Origin of the sequence: Bradyrhizobium sp. CCGB01, assembly GCF_024199795.1 — a bacterium.
Lineage (GTDB): Bacteria > Pseudomonadota > Alphaproteobacteria > Rhizobiales > Xanthobacteraceae > Bradyrhizobium.
In genome coordinates, this window is record NZ_JANADK010000001.1 from 686,935 (window position 1) to 702,503 (window position 15,569).

Genomic DNA, 15,569 nt, shown 5'->3' on the forward strand with positions numbered 1-15,569 from the left:
CTCTCGCTATGTCGACGCAGAAGCCCCGGCACCGGCGAGAGCTCTCTCCGCCTGGCTCAGTCGCCAGAACAGTCTGACGCCTCCTTCGCCGGTGGATTCGAGGCCCGGGACGGCGGCGAGGAGCTTCTTCGTGTAGGCGTGCTGGGGGGCGTCGAAGATGGCGTCGCGGGGGCCTTCCTCGACGATGCGGCCGTCCTGCATGACGATCACGCGGTCGGCGACCTGCTCGACCACAGAGAGATCATGGCTGATGAACAGGCAGGAGAAACCGTGCTTCTTCTGCAGCTCGTCGAAGAGCTCGAGCACCTGCGCGCGCACCGTTACGTCGAGCGCCGAGACTGGTTCGTCGGCGATGACGAAGCTCGGCCGGCGCACGACGGCCCGCGCGATCGCGATGCGCTGGCGCTGTCCGCCCGAGAGTTCGTGCGGATAGCGCTCGGCGAAGCCGTCCGCGAGCCCAACCTCGGCCAGAACCTCGGCGACGCGCGCCTTCCGCTCCGCCGGGGTCATGGCGGCGACCTGCCGCAACGGCTCTCCGACCAGCTGGCCGATGGTCATCCGCGGGTCGAGCGAGGAATAGGGGTCCTGGAACACCATCTGGCAGTTGAGCCGATAGTCCCGGTAGGCCGCCTCGCTCTTCGCGATCGGCTTGCCGTTGAAGCGGATCTCGCCGCCGGCCGGCTTGATGAGCCCCGCGATCGACTGGCCGAGCGTGGTCTTGCCCGAGCCCGAGCCGCCGACCACCGCGACGACCTCGCCGGGCTGAATGTCGAGGCTGATGCCGTGGAGCGCGCGCTTGGCCGCCTCCTTGCGGAAGAAGCCCTGCCTGCCCGGATACTCGACGACGAGGTCGCGCAACGAAACGATCGGCGTGTTCGCCTGTGGCGGCGGCCGCGCCGGCAACCGGTGCGGCATCGCCGAGAGCAGCTTGCGCGTATAGGCATGTTGCGGCCGGGCGAGGATGTCCTCGCTCCTGCCCTGCTCGACCACGTCGCCCTGGCACATCACGACGATGCGGCTGCAATAGCGTGCGACCATGCCGAGATCGTGCGAGATCAGCAGCACGGCGGTGTGGTTGGCCTTGGTCAGATCGACCATCAGCTCCATCACGTCGCGCTGGACGACGGCGTCGAGCGCCGTCGTCGGCTCGTCGGCGAGCAGCAGCGCCGGCTTCAGCAGCATCACCGAGGCCAGCATGATGCGCTGGCGCATGCCGCCGGAGAACTGGTGCGGATAGGCGGTGAGCGCCCCTTCCGGATCGCGCAGGCCGACCCGCTTGAGCATGTCGATGATCAATGCGCGGCGCGCCGGCGCGTCGAGCTTGCGGTGCAGCGCCAGGCCCTCGTCGAGCTGGCGGCCGATCAGCGTGGAGGGGTTGAGCGAGGTCATCGGTTCCTGGAAGACCATGCCGACGCGGGAGCCGCGCATGGCGCGCAGGTCCTTGCCGCTCATCGCCATCACGTCCTGCCCGTCGAAGCGGATCGTGCCGGAGGCGAGCGCAACGGCAGGCGGGATGAAGCCCATCACGGCACGGGCGGCGAGCGTCTTGCCGGAGCCGGATTCGCCGACGATTCCGACGATTTCGCCGGGGAAAACCTGGAAGGAGACGTCGTTGACGACGGTACGGCCGGTCGTGCCGACCTTGAGCGTCAGGCCGGCGACGTCGAGGAGAGGAGCGGTCCGGGTCATCGCGCCCCCCTCATCCGCGGGTCGAGCTTGTCGCGCGCGGCATCGCCGAGCAGATTGATGCCGAGCAGGGTCAGCGAGATCGCGAGACCCGGAAAGACGCCCAGCCAGACGGCCTGGCCGATATAGGGCCGGGAGCCTGCGAGCATGTTGCCCCAGGTCGGCGCCGGTGGCGGCACGCCGAGACCGAGGAAGGAGAGCGCGCTCTCTGCCAGCAGGACATAGCCGAACATCGAGGTCGCCAGCACGGTCAGCGGCGCGATGCAGTTCGGCAGGATGTGGCGGGCCATCGTAAAGGCTTCCGAGTTGCCCATGACGCGCGAGGCGGCGATGAACTCGCGTTCGCGCAGCGACAGCACGGCGCCGCGCACGACGCGTGCGACCGACGGCGTATAGGCGATGCCGAGTGCGACGATGATGCCGTATTTGTTGGCGCCGACCACTGCGAGCAGGCCGAGTGCCAGGAGGATGCCGGGAAAGGCGAGGAGCGCGTCGTTGAAGGCCATGATCACCCGGTCGACCCAGCCGCGCATGTAGCCCGAGAACAGGCCGATCAACGTGCCGAGCACGACGGCGAGCGAGACGGTGAGGAGGCTGATCCAGACCGAGGTCGCCGCTCCCGCCATCAGGCGGGAGAGCACGTCGCGTCCGAACTCGTCGGTGCCGAGCCAGTGGATGGCGCTCGGCGCCGCAAGCTTCGCGCGAAAGGAGAGCTTGAGCGGGTCGTACGGTGTCCACAGCGCGCCGGTGCCGGCGACCGCGAGCAGGATGCCGATCAGCGTGCTGCCGACCATCGCATTGGGGGCAGGAAGTTTCATGCGGCCGTCACCCTGGGATCGAAGAGCGGATAGCAGAGGTCGATGACGAGATTCACCAGCACATAGGTGCAGGCGACGAAGAGCAGGCAGCCCTGGATCACCGGATAGTCGCGGGCGAAGATCGAATCGACCAGCAGCCGGCCGAGGCCCGGGATGGTGAAGACCGTTTCCACCACCGCGATGCCGCCGAGCAGGTTGCCGAGGACGAGGCCGATCAGCGTCCAGGTCGGGCCGAACGCGTTCTTGAAGGCGTGGCGCCACAGCACCGCCATCTCCGAGAGGCCCTTGGCGCGGGCATGGGTGATGTAGTCGAGCCTGAGTACCTCCAGCGTCGAGGCGCGCGCCATGCGCAGGATCACGCCGATCTCGTGCAGGAAGAGCGTCATGATCGGCATCAGGAGATAGAGCAGGCCGGCCCCCGCGTTCTCCGAGATCGAGACGTAGCCGACGACCGGCAGCCATTCGAGCTTGAGGCCGAACAACAGCAGGAGCAGCAGACCGAGCCAGAAGGTCGGAATCGAGAGCAGCAGCGTCGCCAGCGTGACCAGCGAGAGGTCGACCGGGGAATTCTGCTTCCAGGCGGCAATCACGCCGGCCGGCACTGCGACCAGGCTCGCCAGCAGCACCGCGACGAGCACGATCTGCGCGCTGATCCAGAACCGTTGCAGGATGAGGGGCAGGACCGCCTGCTGTGTCGAGATCGACTGGCCGAAATCGCCGGTCAGTACTTTGCCGAACCAGATGCCGAACTGCACCGGCAGGTTCTGGTCGAGGCCGAGCCGGACCCGGAGGTCGGCGAGGCTCGCCGGCGTTGCAAGGTCGCCCAGCATCAGCTGGGCCGGGTCGCCGGGGATCAGCCGGATCAGGACGAAGACCGAAACCGCCACGATCAGCAGCGTCGGCAATGCCATTCCTATCCGCGTCAGCGCAAATCGAAGCATGCCATGTATCCGGTTAGCCACCCTGGGGAGCCAATCCGGCCATTGCTAACGCTTGCGCCTTCGAAAGAAAAACTAGAAGTTATTGTCAAATAGACAATTCAAATTTGTCGATGGGCAATCATGGCGACGATCCGGGCTCTGCGGACATTCCTATGCGTAGCGCAGTACGGCAGCTTCGCCGCTGCAGCGGAGAAGGTGGGCCTCACGCCGGCGGGTGTCAGCCAACAGATGCGCCTGCTGGAGGATTCGCTCGGCCATCAACTGTTTGATCGAATTGGCAAGAAGCTCTCGCTCAATGAACGCGGCCTGAGATTCCTTCCGCGGGCCCGCCAGCTGATTGATCAGTTTGACGAGCTCATCACGAGTTCGGACGACGCGGACGATCCGGTCGGTACGATCAATGCCGAGGCGATCGCGTCCTGCATGAGCTTGCTGGTGAAGGCCACTTTGCACGCGCGAAAGCGATTTCGCCGTCTCACGATCAGGCCTGCGGTTGGCTATTCTACCGATCTTAGCGCCCGCGTGGAGGCTGGTCAGTCTGATGCAGCCGTCGCAGTCAGGAGTCCGCGCCCGATAGCAGCAGGGACGCTCTGGACGACGCTCTACCTCGAGCCGTTCGTCTTCATCGCGAACAGACAATCGACGGAGGGCCTCGACAGGGAGCGCCTGATGCACGAGCGCCTGTTCTTGCGCCCTTCGCTCACCACGCATACCGGAGCATCGCTCGACAGGTTCTTGAAGGACAAGAGAATCACTTTCGGCGAGAGTCTCGAAATGCAGTTGTCGCGCACATTGGTCGAATTGGTCGAGCAGGACGCCGGGGTGACGATCGTGCCGCTCGGCCGATTCTCCTCCTGGGAGGAGAATCCCAGGCTCAGAATCGAGCATCTCGGCTTTCCTGACGGGAGGCGGGAAATCGGCTTCATGGAAAGCGAGCGGAAGCGGCAACTGACGAGCCAATTGCGCCAGCTGCTGATTGAACTGTGCAGCGAGCAACCTTTACCGGGATGAACGATATCGACATGTTGCGTCGAACGGCGCCAGAGGACTGGACATCGATCAGGCTGTGCAGGCGACGCCATCCGCCGAATGGGCTTTTGTCCGTGATGGAAACCCCATTCCGCACGTAGCTCGAACGGTAGGTTTTGGTCGGGGAAAGTCGAAAATCCTTTATCTTTCAACGGGGATTAACTGACACTCTCTCCGCCACTGGCCTCATCCCACCAATTTCCACGTCCCATCCCCCGCGCGCTTCAGCGCAGGGTCGCTCACGCGCACATGCTCCGCCAGGAAATCGATGAACGCGCGCACGCGGGCGGGCAGGGGCGCGGTGTGGCCGACATAGACGGCGTGGATGTCTTCGCGGTCGCCGGGATTGTAGCCTTGCAGCACCGGGACAAGGCGACCGGCTTCGATGTCGGGGCCGATGTGGAAGAGGGCGAGGCGAGCGAGACCGACGCCGCCGAGTGCGAGGCGACGAGCGATTTCGCCGTCGCTGGCGCGCGCCACAAGCGGTGGCACCGCTTCCTCGGTGCGGTCTCCCCGGCGAAACGGCCAGCCGCCGCGGATACGCGGAAATGTCCAGCCGATGCCGCGATGCTCCGCGAGATTCGTCGGGTTTTTCGGGGTGCCAAAGCGCGTCAGATAATCGGGTGTGCCGACGATGACCATGCGGCTGGTGCCGAGCTTCCGCGCGATCAGACGCGAGGTTTTCAGAGGTCCGACGCGGATGGCGACGTCGGCGCGCTCCTGCATCAGGTCGATCAGCGTGTCGGTCAGCACGAGATCGAGCGTGACGTCGGGATGCCGTTCGAGAAAGCGCGGGATCAGCGGCATCACATGCAGCATGCCGAAGGGGATGTTGCAGTTGACCGTGAGCCGGCCGCGCGGCGTCGCGCCTGAGGCTGCCTCGCGCTCGGCCTCTTCCATCTCGCCGAGGATGCGCAACGAGCGCTGGTAGAAGGCCTGGCCTTCCTCGGTCAGCGTGAGCTTGCGCGTGGTGCGGTTGATCAGCCGCGAGCCAAGCCGCGTCTCCAGCCGCGAGATCAGCTTGCTGACGCCTGACGGCGTCAGCCGCAGTTTTCGCGCGGCCTGCGTGAAGCCGCCGAAATCGACGACGCGGACGAAAACCTCCATCTCGGCGGAGCGGTTGGTGTCGAAACGGGCCATGTTGAATTCACGTCACAAATGATTGGATTGCGGACATTCTAATGGATTTGCTGCGGTGCGGCTATCTCCGTGGCTCGTCTCATCCTTCGGAGCCACGCATGCCTCTCGCCGTCCTCGCGCTCACCGCCGGTGCCTTTGGCATCGGCACCACCGAATTCATCATCATGGGCCTGCTGCTCCAGGTCGCCGCCGACATGCATGTCTCCGTGCCGGTCGCGGGCCTGCTGATCTCCGGCTATGCGCTCGGCGTGTTCGTCGGAGCCCCGGTGCTGACGCTCGCGACGCGGCGAATGCCGCGGAAGACGGTTCTTCTCGCCCTGATGGCGATCTTCACGCTCGGCAATGCGGCTTGCGCGCTGGCCCCGAACTACGAACTGCTGATGGCGGCACGGGTGCTGACCTCGCTCGCCCACGGCACGTTCTTCGGCGTCGGCTCGGTGGTGGCGACCAGCCTCGTCGTCGAGGACAAGCGCGCCTCGGCCATCGCGACCATGTTCATCGGTCTGACCGTCGCGACGCTGCTGGGCGTGCCCTTCGGCGCCTGGTTCGGCCTGATGCTCGGCTGGCGTGCCGCGTTCTGGGCGGTGACGGTGATCGGCGTGGTCGCATTCGCGGTCGTCGCGGCGCTCGTGCCCGGCCATGTCGGCAATGGCGACAAGCCGATCTCGCTTGCCGAGGAGGTCGCGGTGCTGGGCCGTCCGCAGGTGCTGCTCGGCCTTGCCATGACGGTGTTCGGCTTTGCAGGCCTGTTCGTCGTCTTCACCTATATCCAGCCGATCCTGACCCGCTTCACCGGGTTTTCGGAAGCGGCGGTATCGCCGATCCTGCTGGTGTTCGGCGCGGGCCTTGCGATCGGCAACGTCGCCGGCGGCAAGCTCGCCGACCGCGGCCTTGCGCGCGCCCTGATCGGCACGCTCGCTGCGCTCGCCATCGTGCTGCTGGGCCTTGCCGCCGTGCTCTCGGTCAAGATCGCGGCCATCGTGCTGATCCTGCTGCTCGGCATCGCCGCCTTTGCGACGGTCGCGCCGCTTCAGCTGCGCGTGCTGGAGGCGGCCGGGCCCAGCGGCCGCACGCTGGCCTCCAGCCTGAACATCGCCGCGTTCAACCTCGGCAACGCGCTCGGCGCCTGGGCCGGCGGCGTCACCATCGATCGCGGGCTCGGTCTCTCCGCGCTGCCTCTGGTCGCCGCCGGCATCACGGCCGTCGGTCTCATGCTCGCGCTGTGGAGCTTTCAGCTCGACCGCAGGCAGGTGACCCTCGCGGCGTGCCCGGCGGAATGAAACGGCGATGACGACGGCGATCGCGGCTCAATAAAAAGCCGCGATCGCCGTTGCGATTCCAGCCGGGAGATTCGTCTCGCTCTTCAGCATGTCCAGGAAGGCGGGATCGCCCGCTACCGTCAGGCCATCCAGCTTGATGGGATGCAGCGGCTCGGTCGCCGCTGTGACGGCCTGCAAATCGGGGCCGGTTCTGACGCCGTTATATTCGAGCCGCGGGCGCAATTGGACATTGTTGCCGAACTGCTCGTCCAGCGCGAGACGCCATCCGGTCCGCGAGACCGTTCCACTGGCGATCGCCGCTGACATGGCGAGGCTATGCGGTTGCAGCGTGCCGAGTTGGCCGAGCGCGGTGCGGAGCCGACTGGTCGCTTCCGCCAGCGTGATCTTCTCGATTTCCGGATCCTGGTCGGGCGAAGAGAAATCGATCACCCGTGCGCTGCTGCCGATCTTGAGCGCCTCGCCGCTTCCGCCCGCCAGCTGCATGGCCCTCTTCATTCCATAGCGCGGCCGTCCGCCGATCGTGACCAGGACGATATCCTGCTCGCGCGATTTGATCAGGTGGCCGTAGGGCTCGCCGGTCACGCCCTTCACGACCAGAAGATCGGCGAGCTTGCCCTTGGCGATCGTCCCCAGCCCTGCGTCCCACTTCAGGATCGCAGCCGGATTGCGCGTCGCCATCGAGACGATGGCGTAGTCGCTGAAGCCGAGGTTGAAATGCGCGGAGACGACCTTCGCTGCCTTCAGCTCGCCGAGCAGGTTCTTGCTGCCCGAGGGCGACCAGTCAGAGCCGAGCGCGATGGTGAGGCCGGCCGTGCGTGCTGCCACGACGTCGGTCGTTTTCCCGTAGAGCAGCAGATTGCTCAGCGGGGACCAGACCACCTTGGCCTGATTTTGGGCCATCGTTCCGAAGTCGGTCGCATCGAGCGCCGTGCAATGAATGCCGGCCAGCGATGGTTCGATCGCCCAATCGCCTGCGGGATTGCGCAAAGCGAGAAAGTGGCTGTGCGCACTGGTATCGACGCCTTCGCTCAGATGCAGCAGGAAGCACGTCGACGATTTGAGCTCGTTGTCGAACTTCGCCCAATCCTCCGCATCGATATCGGGGATCTTCGAGTGGGCCCGCGGAAGATCGGGAGGGCTCCCGATCTCGGCGGCGCGCAGCGCTCCCTTGTAGTATTTGTGGATCGTGCCGCTCCAGTTCGACAGCGTGATCCCCTGGCTGGTCGTCGTGCCCGCGACCATGCACTTGGCTTCGACATAGCGGACCAGCGCCGGCAGCAGCGAGCCGTCGTCGGCCAGCGCAATCGCGCTCATGGGGCCGGTCACGGACGTCTTGTACGATCTGGCGTTCTGCCACTGGTCGCGATTGCGGTAGAGCTGCGGCACGCTCCAGAGCGGCAGGATGTTGTAGCTCAAATGATTGTGCAGCTCGATCAGGCCGGGATAGATGGTGCCGCCGGTCATGACCGGATCGACGGCCTCGAAGCCTGCCGGGGCGGGCTGTCCCTTGGGCACGATCGCGGCGATGCGATCGTCTTCGATGAAGATCGTTCCGCTCTTGATGACGTCGCCCTCAGTGGCCATCGTCACGATCCGCCCGTTCAGCGCCCAGCGCGTCGGGGTCGCGGCCGGGCTCATGGGATCACCCCGTCGGGAACGGTGATCGCGATCGTGCGTCGCTTGGCTGCCGCGTCAGCGCCCTGGCGCGTGGCCCACGGCGTGTCCCCGCACATCCAGGCCGGTAGTCCCGCGGGAAGATCCTTTGCGATGATGTCGATGAGTTCGGTCGGCTTGAAGGTGTCGCCATACGGCACGAGTGTGGTCGGTATGTCGGGATGCAGGAGCGCAGGTGCGAGGGCTGCGAGCGCGGCATTCCACTTGGTCAGCATGATCTTGGTGTTCGCAGCCCGTGTCGCGTTATCACTGGCGGAACTTTCCGGCCAGGTCGGGTGCGTGATGTGCTGATAGGCGAGGGTCTTGAAGGCTGCGCCATCGGCAGTCTTGAGCCAGGCTTTCCAGGCCTCGTCCGCAAGGCCGCCAAGCGAGACCACGGCCTCGATGTTGCCGGGCGCGAGCACGGCCTTGAACCATTTGTTGCGGTAGTCGACGATGCCGGGCTCGTTCTTGTGCTTGTTGCCGCCGCTCTGTCCATAGACGCTGTACAGGAAGGTGTTCACCATCACGTAGCTCCGCGTGATGCCGAGCTTTGCGAGAAAGCCCTGGGCCCGGCGGCCCGCGGTGCCGACCAGGATGCGGCGCACGATGGTCTCGTGCTGGGCGGGATCCTGACCGACGACGAGCACGCGCGCCGATCCGTCGAGCCGGCCACGGTGAAAGATCGGTCCCCATTCGATCCGAAAATCATCTGGATCGTACGCTTCAGCGCCCGGGTAGCCGGCGCACAAGTCGCGAAATGGTTGCTGGTCGTATCCGCTGTCGAATTCCACGAGCATCGCAAATGCTCCGATGTATCGGTGTCAAACTGGCTGCGTCAAAAAAGCCAGTCACCATGCCGCAATCTTGGCGGTCGTTTGTTGCGTCATTCAACCACTATGTGGGTCAAGGGAGGGGCCCCAAAGGTTCATGAGCTTCTCTTGATCCGCTTGGGGCTGTGACAGAGCGCCGCGACAATGCGCCATGCAGAAACGCGCCTGTACACGGTCCCGTGACCTCCATAACCTCCGCGGCGCAAATTCAGGAGATGCGGCGTGGCGAAGAAGACGGCGACCAAGAAGAAAACTGGTTCGAAGCAGGCAGCGAAGACCTCGAGCAAGACGAGCACCGCCCGCAAGGCGGCCGTCGCAAAGGCGGCCAGGAAGGCAGTCAGCAAGACAGCCAAAAAGACAGCCAACAAGGCAGTCAAGACGCCGGCACCGCGCAAGCCGGCCGCGGCCCGCCGGCCGAAGGGCCCGGCCTGGCAATGGTCGGCAGTCGAGACCGCCGCTGCGATCCGTTCCGGCGCAATCTCCGCCGTCGAGACCGTCGAAGTGCATCTCGAACGGATGCGCGCGGTCAATCCGAAGCTGAACGCGGTCGTCGTCGATCTCTCGGAAGAAGCGCTCGCTGCGGCGCATGCCGCCGACAAGCAGCGGTCCAGGGGCGGCGAGCTCGGCCTCCTGCACGGCGTGCCCATCACCATCAAGGAGAACGTCGATTACGAGGGCCGGCCAAATTTCAACGGCGTGCCCGCCAACAAGGACCTCGTCGCGCCGTCGGATTCGCCTGTTGTCCGCAACCTGAAGAAGGCCGGAGCGATCGTCATCGGTCTCACCAACACGCCCGAATTCTCGTTTCGCGGCTTCACCGACAATCCCCTGCACGGGCTGACGCTCAATCCCTGGGATCCCAACATCACCTGCGGCGGCTCCTCGGGCGGTGCGGGGTCGGCGGTCGCCGCCGGCATCGGCACCATCGCCCATGGCAACGATATCGGCGGCTCGCTGCGCTGGCCGGCGCATTGCAATGGCGTTGCCACGATCAAGCCGACGCAGGGCCGCATCCCGGCCTTCAACGGAAGCGCAACGGCCGAGCGGCCGATGCTGGCGCATCTGATGTCGGCGCAGGGCCCGCTCGCCCGCCATGTCGGCGACGTCCGCCTCGCGCTGGAAGTGATGAGCCAGCGCGATCCGCGCGATCCCTGGTGGGTGCCGGCGCCGCTGGCCGGGCCGAAGCCGAAAGGGCCGATCAAGGTCGCGCTGGCCAAGATCCCGGAGGACATGGACGTCGATCCGTCTGTGCACGCGGCACTGCGCCAGGCCGCCGATCATCTCGAACGCTCCGGCTATCGCGTGACCGAGGTCGATGTCCCCGACATCAACGGTGTCTGGCAGACCTGGTGCGACATCATCACCAACGAGACCGTGGTGATGCAGGAAGCCGGCATGCTGAAGGTGACTTCGGAAGACTTCCACAAGGCGTGGGGCGGCATGAAGGCCAAGGCCGGCGTGCTCGACCTGCCGGCCTGGATGCGCGCCACCGCCGCACGCAATGGCCATATCCGCGCCTGGCAATTGTTCTTCGAGGAATACCCGGTGGTGCTGGCGCCGACCACGGTGAAGCCGACGCCGGGGCCGCGCGACGACACCGTCAGCGCCGAGCGCGTGCAGGAAATCTTCTGGGGCGAGATCCGCTTCATCTCCGCCATCAACGTATTGGGCCTGCCCGGCGCGGTGGTGCCGGTGACCCTGCATGACGGCAAGCCGATCGGCGTGCAGCTCATCGCGGGACGCTATCGCGAGGACCTCGCGCTCGATGCGGCGGCCGCGATCGAGAAGCGTGCCGGTGTGCTCACCCATCGGCTCTGGGAGGCGATGGCCTGAACCCGCGGCCAAAGCGCTTGGCGTCAAGAAAACGCGCCGACAAATGAGGCTCCGTTCCGATTTCATCGGAACGGAGCTGATGGCTAGTTCGTCAGATGCGAGGCGGCGATCGCCTTCTGGAACAGCGCGTTCAGCGCGTCGCTGATGCTGGCATCGCTCGACACCTCGTAATAATAGCCCGACGTCGCGCAAGCCTGCATCTTGGTCCCGATCGAGCTGCGCCATGGCGCGATATAGGTGTTGTACCAGCTGTTGTTGGTGATCGCGAGATAGGTGGTGTAGAGCACCGCGATCTTGACGCCGCGCGCCTTGATGGTGTCGCAGATCGTGGTCGTGAGCGGCTCCTGGCACCGCCCTGACGAGCTGATAACCGTCTTGCTGCACGTCGAGGGATAATAGTAGTCGGCGACGCCATCCGAGACGAAGAACAGCCATTTCTGCGGCGACGACGAGGAGCCGTCGCCGGGTGTCGGGATCGTGCCGTTCATCGACGACAGCGTGCCGTCGAAGTCGGTGCACATGTCGTTGTTGTAGTTGGTGTAGGGGATCGTCATCAGGTCGACGCCGGCAACCGCCGTCTTCACCGAGGAGAGGCTCGACGATAGCGCGGATATGGTCGTCAGGCCGATCGAGCTGCAATCGCTGCCCATCGTGTAGACCGCCATCCGGTACTGGTTGCTGACGAGCTGGCTCGCGGTCGCCGTATCCGTCAGCGACTGCGTTGCGTCACGCACCAGGTCGATCCGCATCTTGATCCCCAGCTTCTTGGCGATCGAGTAATAGCTCGAGGTCTGAAGCGTCTTCTTCGAGCTCGACGTATAGGTGTCGTGACAGGCAAAGGCGCAGCTGTCGGAGGTCGCGTTCTGCAAGGCCGTCATGTCGGCCGTGGTCGCGCCCAACCCCTGCGACGGCGAATTGTCCAGCAGCACGTAGAAGTCGATGTAGGACGGTAGCGAGGCCGCGGCGCTCGATGTTGCCGAGATCGCGAGCGTCTTGTAGCCCATGATTCCCATGAAATAAGTTGTCACGCTCGACGAGGCCGTTCCGGTGGCGGTGCGGGTGGTGACGCTGTCGGTCACGGTGATGGTCACGGAGCTCGTCGACAGGCCGAGCGCGGACATCTGTCCGGTGAAGGTGCTCACGGCATCGCTCTGTGCCGCCGATGCGGTCTTCGTGATCTCGCTCTTGGCGGTGGCGACCAGCACGGCGGTGTCGAGGGCCGCCACCAGCTTCGCTCTTGCCCGCGTCGCGAGCGAGTAATCGATGGCGGCGCCGACAAAGGACAGCAGTGGCAACAGCGACAGCGCGAAGATGATGACGATGTTGCCACGGCGATCGGTCGCAAAGCGCGAGAGCAGGCGATGAGCATTCTCGGTGATCATGATCAAACAGGGGGATCCTTCAGCGAAAATCGTATGGTTCCGTAGCATCGCGGAAATTACGCAAGGGTTGATCCTGGCGTTAGCGCGCATGTCTGCGCGTTACAGTTCGTGTCGCGGATGTGCCGCAAGCCCCTTGAAGAAAGGCTCTTCGTGCGAGAGCTCTGGTCTGCTCCGTGGGATCACCGAGGCGATGCGTTACCGGTCTCCGCGCGGCAACGCGTGCGCGCGGATGCCGCGTCGCGCAGGAGTGCGTCGACTTACGGTAAGGCGAAGACGCGCTGAATGATCATGCGGTCTCCCGCATCGTCACCTCGATGCGTTGCCGCTTCACGCCGTGTTCTGCCACGACGGGCGCAGGCAGGTCATCGCGCAAGCTGTGCTCACCGGTATCGATTCCTTAACGAAAATTGACTCGAATTTTAGCCAATTCGCCAACAAGCGTTAGGGTTACTTCCTCGATCTCTAGGCGAATTATTGTCCGCTTTACCACCCGCCTCTAACAGAGGGACGGCGGACAACGCACATGCCTCATACAGGCCAATAAGTGCGGCCCGCTCCACGCGGAGGTGGCACGATGCGCAACGAGACGATCGCTATTCACGCCGGCTACGAGCCCGAAGCCACCACGCACGCGGTGGCCGTGCCGATCTACCAGACCGCGGCCTACGCCTTCGACAGCGCCGACCACGGCGCCGCGCTCTTCAATCTCGAGGCCGAAGGTTTTCGCTACAGCCGCATCGCCAATCCGACCAGCGCGGTGCTGGAGAAGCGTATCGCCCAGCTCGAGGGCGGCGTCGGCGCGCTGGCGGTTGCGACCGGCCAGGCCGCGCTGCATTTCGCCTTCGTCAACGTCGCCGATCACGGCGGCAACATCGTTTCCGTGCCGCAGCTCTACGGCACCACGCACACGCTGCTCTCGCACATCCTGCCACGCCAGGGCATCACCGGCCGCTTCGCCGAGAGCGACAAGCCGGATGCGATCGAAAAACTGATCGACGAGAACACCCGCGCCGTGTTCGCCGAGACCATCGGCAATCCCGCCGGCAATGTCTGCGACATCGAGGCGCTGGCGAAGATCGCGCATGCGCATGGCGTGCCGCTCATCGTCGACAACACGGTCGCGACCCCGATCCTGCTCAAGCCGTTCGACTACGGCGCCGACATCGCGGTACACTCGCTCACCAAGTTTCTCGGCGGCCACGGCACCACGCTGGGCGGCGCCATCGTCGATTCCGGCAACTTCCCCTGGGCGAGGCACGCCGACCGCTTCCCGGCCTACAACAAGCCCGACGCCTCCTATCACGGCCTCGTCTATGCCGAGCGCTTCGGCAAGACCGCCTATATCGAGCGCGCCCGTAGTGTCTATCAGCGCACCATGGGCTCGGTGCTGTCGCCGTTCAACGCCTTCCTGTTGCTCCAGGGCATCGAGACCGTGGCGCTGCGCATGGAGCGCCATGTCGAGAACGCCCGCAAGGTCGCCGAATTCCTCCGCAAGGACTCGCGCGTCGCCTGGGTCAACTACACCGGCTTCCCGGACAGCCCATACTATCCGCTCGTTCAGAAGTACCTCGACGGCAACGCCTCCTCGCTGTTCACCTTCGGCATCAAGGGCGGCATGGAAGCAGGCAAGACCTTCTACGACGCGCTGAAGCTGATCACGCGCCTCGTCAATATCGGCGATGCCAAGTCGCTGGCTTGCCATCCGGCCTCGACCACGCATCGGCAGATGTCGGCGGAGCAGCAGCGCGTTGCGGGCGTGCTGCCGGAGACGATCCGCCTGTCGATCGGCATCGAGCATTCCGCAGATATCATCGAGGACATCGACCAGGCGCTCGAGAAGGCCTGCCCGTCGGCACGCCTCCAGGCCGCGGAGTAGGCGACTGCGCCGATGACGATCCTGATCGACAGGGATCAAGGCATATCGAGCCCGGCACTGGTGCCGGCCGAAGGCGATCTCACGCGCGACCACGGTGGTCCTGAGCTCACGATCGGCCTGATCAACAACATGCCGGACCCGGCACTGAAAGCGACCGAGCGGCAGTTCATGAAGCTGCTCCAGGCCGCCGCAGGTCCGCGCCGCATCCGCTTCCACTGCTTCTCACTGCCCTCGGTGAAACGCTCGCCGGAAGCGAAGTGGCATGTCGAGAGTGAATATTCGGATCTCACCGAGCTCAGGCGTCACAGCTTCGACGGGCTGATCGTGACCGGCGCCGAGCCGGTCGCGCCCGAGCTCGACCAGGAGCCGTACTGGCGCGATCTCACCGAGCTGATCGACTGGGCCAAGCTCAACACGCGCTCGGCGATCTGGTCGTGCCTCGCCGCGCACGCGGCAGTGCTGCATCTCGACCATATCGAACGGCGGCGGCTGCCGGCCAAATGCCACGGCATTTTCGACTGCGAAGCCGTGGCGAACGATGCCCTGACGCGCGCCGCGCCTGCGCCGCTCAAGGTCTCGCATTCGCGTCTGAACGAGATCGCGGAGAGCGATCTGGCGCAGGCCGGCTATCAGGTGCTGACGCGCTCGGCAAAGGCGGGCGTCGATATCTTCACGCGCCAATATGCCAGCCGCTTCGTGTTCTTCCAGGGGCACCCGGAATACGATGCGCTGTCGCTCCAGCGCGAATATCTGCGCGACATCGGCCGCTATCTCGCCCGTGAGCGCGACAATTATCCGCACCTGCCCGTGAGCTATTTTGACGCAGCGACCGAAGAGAAGCTCGCGCGATTCGAAAGACGGGCGAAGCACGAGCGCCATCCGGCGCTCACCAACGAGCTGCCTGCGCTGACTTTGCGCGCCGATATCGCGGCTGGCAGCGCCGCGGCGGCGCTTTTCCGCAACTGGCTGCAATATCTCGCGGCGGAAGCCGATGCGCCGGCCCTGATACCCTAGCCGGAGGGCGTTGGCTCCGCGTTAGGATTACCCGAGCGTTAGGCTTGCCTCAGCCAGCGCACGAATGTTTCAGTACAGAAATAT

The 15,569-nt window shown here is 65.0% G+C and carries 12 protein-coding genes; 5 read left to right on the plus strand and 7 right to left on the minus strand.

Annotated elements, in window-relative coordinates:
* Positions 1-6 precede the first annotated feature (6 nt).
* The 3 genes from NLM25_RS02970 to NLM25_RS02980 are packed head-to-tail and all read right to left on the minus strand — an operon-like array spanning position 7 to position 3,445.
* A complete protein-coding gene (locus NLM25_RS02970) occupies positions 7-1,689 on the minus strand; it encodes an ABC transporter ATP-binding protein (RefSeq protein WP_254135975.1) in 1,683 nt (560 codons plus the stop codon).
* Positions 1,686-2,504, minus strand: a complete 819-nt coding sequence (locus NLM25_RS02975) for an ABC transporter permease (RefSeq protein WP_254135976.1) — start codon at positions 2,502-2,504, stop codon at positions 1,686-1,688. Before NLM25_RS02975 ends, NLM25_RS02970 begins: the two co-directional genes overlap by 4 nt.
* Positions 2,501-3,445, minus strand: coding sequence for an ABC transporter permease (locus NLM25_RS02980; RefSeq protein ID WP_254135977.1), 945 nt, complete (start codon positions 3,443-3,445; stop codon positions 2,501-2,503). The genes NLM25_RS02975 and NLM25_RS02980 overlap by 4 nt, the downstream gene beginning before the upstream one ends.
* A 120-nt stretch (positions 3,446-3,565) precedes the next feature.
* On the opposite strand from NLM25_RS02980, the gene NLM25_RS02985 reads away from it, so the two are divergent.
* Complete coding sequence (locus NLM25_RS02985) at positions 3,566-4,456, plus strand: LysR family transcriptional regulator (protein ID WP_254135978.1); 891 nt, start codon at positions 3,566-3,568, stop codon at positions 4,454-4,456.
* A 204-nt stretch (positions 4,457-4,660) separates the two neighbouring features.
* On the opposite strand, the gene NLM25_RS02990 is transcribed toward NLM25_RS02985, so the two are convergent.
* Positions 4,661-5,614, minus strand: coding sequence for a LysR family transcriptional regulator (locus tag NLM25_RS02990; protein WP_254135979.1), 954 nt, complete (start codon positions 5,612-5,614; stop codon positions 4,661-4,663).
* A gap of 98 nt (positions 5,615-5,712) precedes the next feature.
* Here NLM25_RS02990 and NLM25_RS02995 point away from each other — a divergent pair, with 98 nt between their 5' ends.
* Entirely contained in the window at positions 5,713-6,894 is a 1,182-nt protein-coding gene (locus NLM25_RS02995; protein WP_254135980.1) for an MFS transporter, read from the plus strand.
* 27 nt (positions 6,895-6,921) lie between these two features.
* On the opposite strand, the gene NLM25_RS03000 is transcribed toward NLM25_RS02995, so the two are convergent.
* Positions 6,922-8,532 (minus strand): amidohydrolase family protein, encoded by a 1,611-nt coding sequence (locus tag NLM25_RS03000; protein WP_254135981.1) that lies wholly within the window; start codon positions 8,530-8,532, stop codon positions 6,922-6,924.
* Complete coding sequence (locus tag NLM25_RS03005) at positions 8,529-9,347, minus strand: uracil-DNA glycosylase (RefSeq protein WP_254135982.1); 819 nt, start codon at positions 9,345-9,347, stop codon at positions 8,529-8,531. Before NLM25_RS03005 ends, NLM25_RS03000 begins: the two co-directional genes overlap by 4 nt.
* A gap of 255 nt (positions 9,348-9,602) precedes the next feature.
* Between NLM25_RS03005 and NLM25_RS03010 the strand changes: the two genes are divergently transcribed.
* Complete coding sequence (locus NLM25_RS03010; RefSeq protein WP_254135983.1) at positions 9,603-11,213, plus strand: amidase family protein; 1,611 nt, start codon at positions 9,603-9,605, stop codon at positions 11,211-11,213.
* A gap of 83 nt (positions 11,214-11,296) precedes the next feature.
* Here the strand turns inward: NLM25_RS03010 and NLM25_RS03015 are convergent, their stop codons facing one another.
* The gene (locus NLM25_RS03015; RefSeq protein ID WP_254141100.1) at positions 11,297-12,595 is read right to left on the minus strand and encodes a TadE/TadG family type IV pilus assembly protein; all 1,299 of its coding nucleotides are present in this window, start codon (positions 12,593-12,595) and stop codon (positions 11,297-11,299) included.
* 574 nt (positions 12,596-13,169) lie between these two features.
* Here NLM25_RS03015 and NLM25_RS03020 point away from each other — a divergent pair.
* Together NLM25_RS03020 and NLM25_RS03025 are read left to right on the plus strand one after the other, a co-directional pair.
* Positions 13,170-14,471, plus strand: a complete 1,302-nt coding sequence (locus tag NLM25_RS03020) for an O-acetylhomoserine aminocarboxypropyltransferase/cysteine synthase family protein (RefSeq protein ID WP_254135984.1) — start codon at positions 13,170-13,172, stop codon at positions 14,469-14,471.
* Positions 14,472-14,483: 12 nt separating this feature from the next.
* Positions 14,484-15,485: a homoserine O-succinyltransferase gene (locus NLM25_RS03025; RefSeq protein WP_254135985.1), complete on the plus strand. Its 1,002-nt coding sequence runs from the start codon at positions 14,484-14,486 to the stop codon at positions 15,483-15,485.
* Positions 15,486-15,569 lie beyond the last annotated feature (84 nt).

Excerpts from the sequence above, each read along its gene's own strand:
- NLM25_RS03000 (WP_254135981.1), bottom strand. The coding sequence starts at position 8,532 with ATGAGCCCGGCCGCGACCCCGACGCGCTGGGCGCTGAACGGGCGGATC.
- NLM25_RS02975 (WP_254135976.1), bottom strand. The coding sequence starts at position 2,504 with ATGAAACTTCCTGCCCCCAATGCGATGGTCGGCAGCACGCTGATCGGC.
- NLM25_RS02990 (WP_254135979.1), bottom strand. The coding sequence starts at position 5,614 with ATGGCCCGTTTCGACACCAACCGCTCCGCCGAGATGGAGGTTTTCGTC.
- NLM25_RS03005 (WP_254135982.1), bottom strand. The coding sequence starts at position 9,347 with ATGCTCGTGGAATTCGACAGCGGATACGACCAGCAACCATTTCGCGAC.
- NLM25_RS03020 (WP_254135984.1), top strand. The coding sequence starts at position 13,170 with ATGCGCAACGAGACGATCGCTATTCACGCCGGCTACGAGCCCGAAGCC.
- NLM25_RS02980 (WP_254135977.1), bottom strand. The coding sequence starts at position 3,445 with ATGCTTCGATTTGCGCTGACGCGGATAGGAATGGCATTGCCGACGCTG.
- NLM25_RS03025 (WP_254135985.1), top strand. The coding sequence starts at position 14,484 with ATGACGATCCTGATCGACAGGGATCAAGGCATATCGAGCCCGGCACTG.
- NLM25_RS02995 (WP_254135980.1), top strand. The coding sequence starts at position 5,713 with ATGCCTCTCGCCGTCCTCGCGCTCACCGCCGGTGCCTTTGGCATCGGC.
- NLM25_RS03015 (WP_254141100.1), bottom strand. The coding sequence starts at position 12,595 with ATGATCACCGAGAATGCTCATCGCCTGCTCTCGCGCTTTGCGACCGAT.
- NLM25_RS02985 (WP_254135978.1), top strand. The coding sequence starts at position 3,566 with ATGGCGACGATCCGGGCTCTGCGGACATTCCTATGCGTAGCGCAGTAC.
- NLM25_RS02970 (WP_254135975.1), bottom strand. The coding sequence starts at position 1,689 with ATGACCCGGACCGCTCCTCTCCTCGACGTCGCCGGCCTGACGCTCAAG.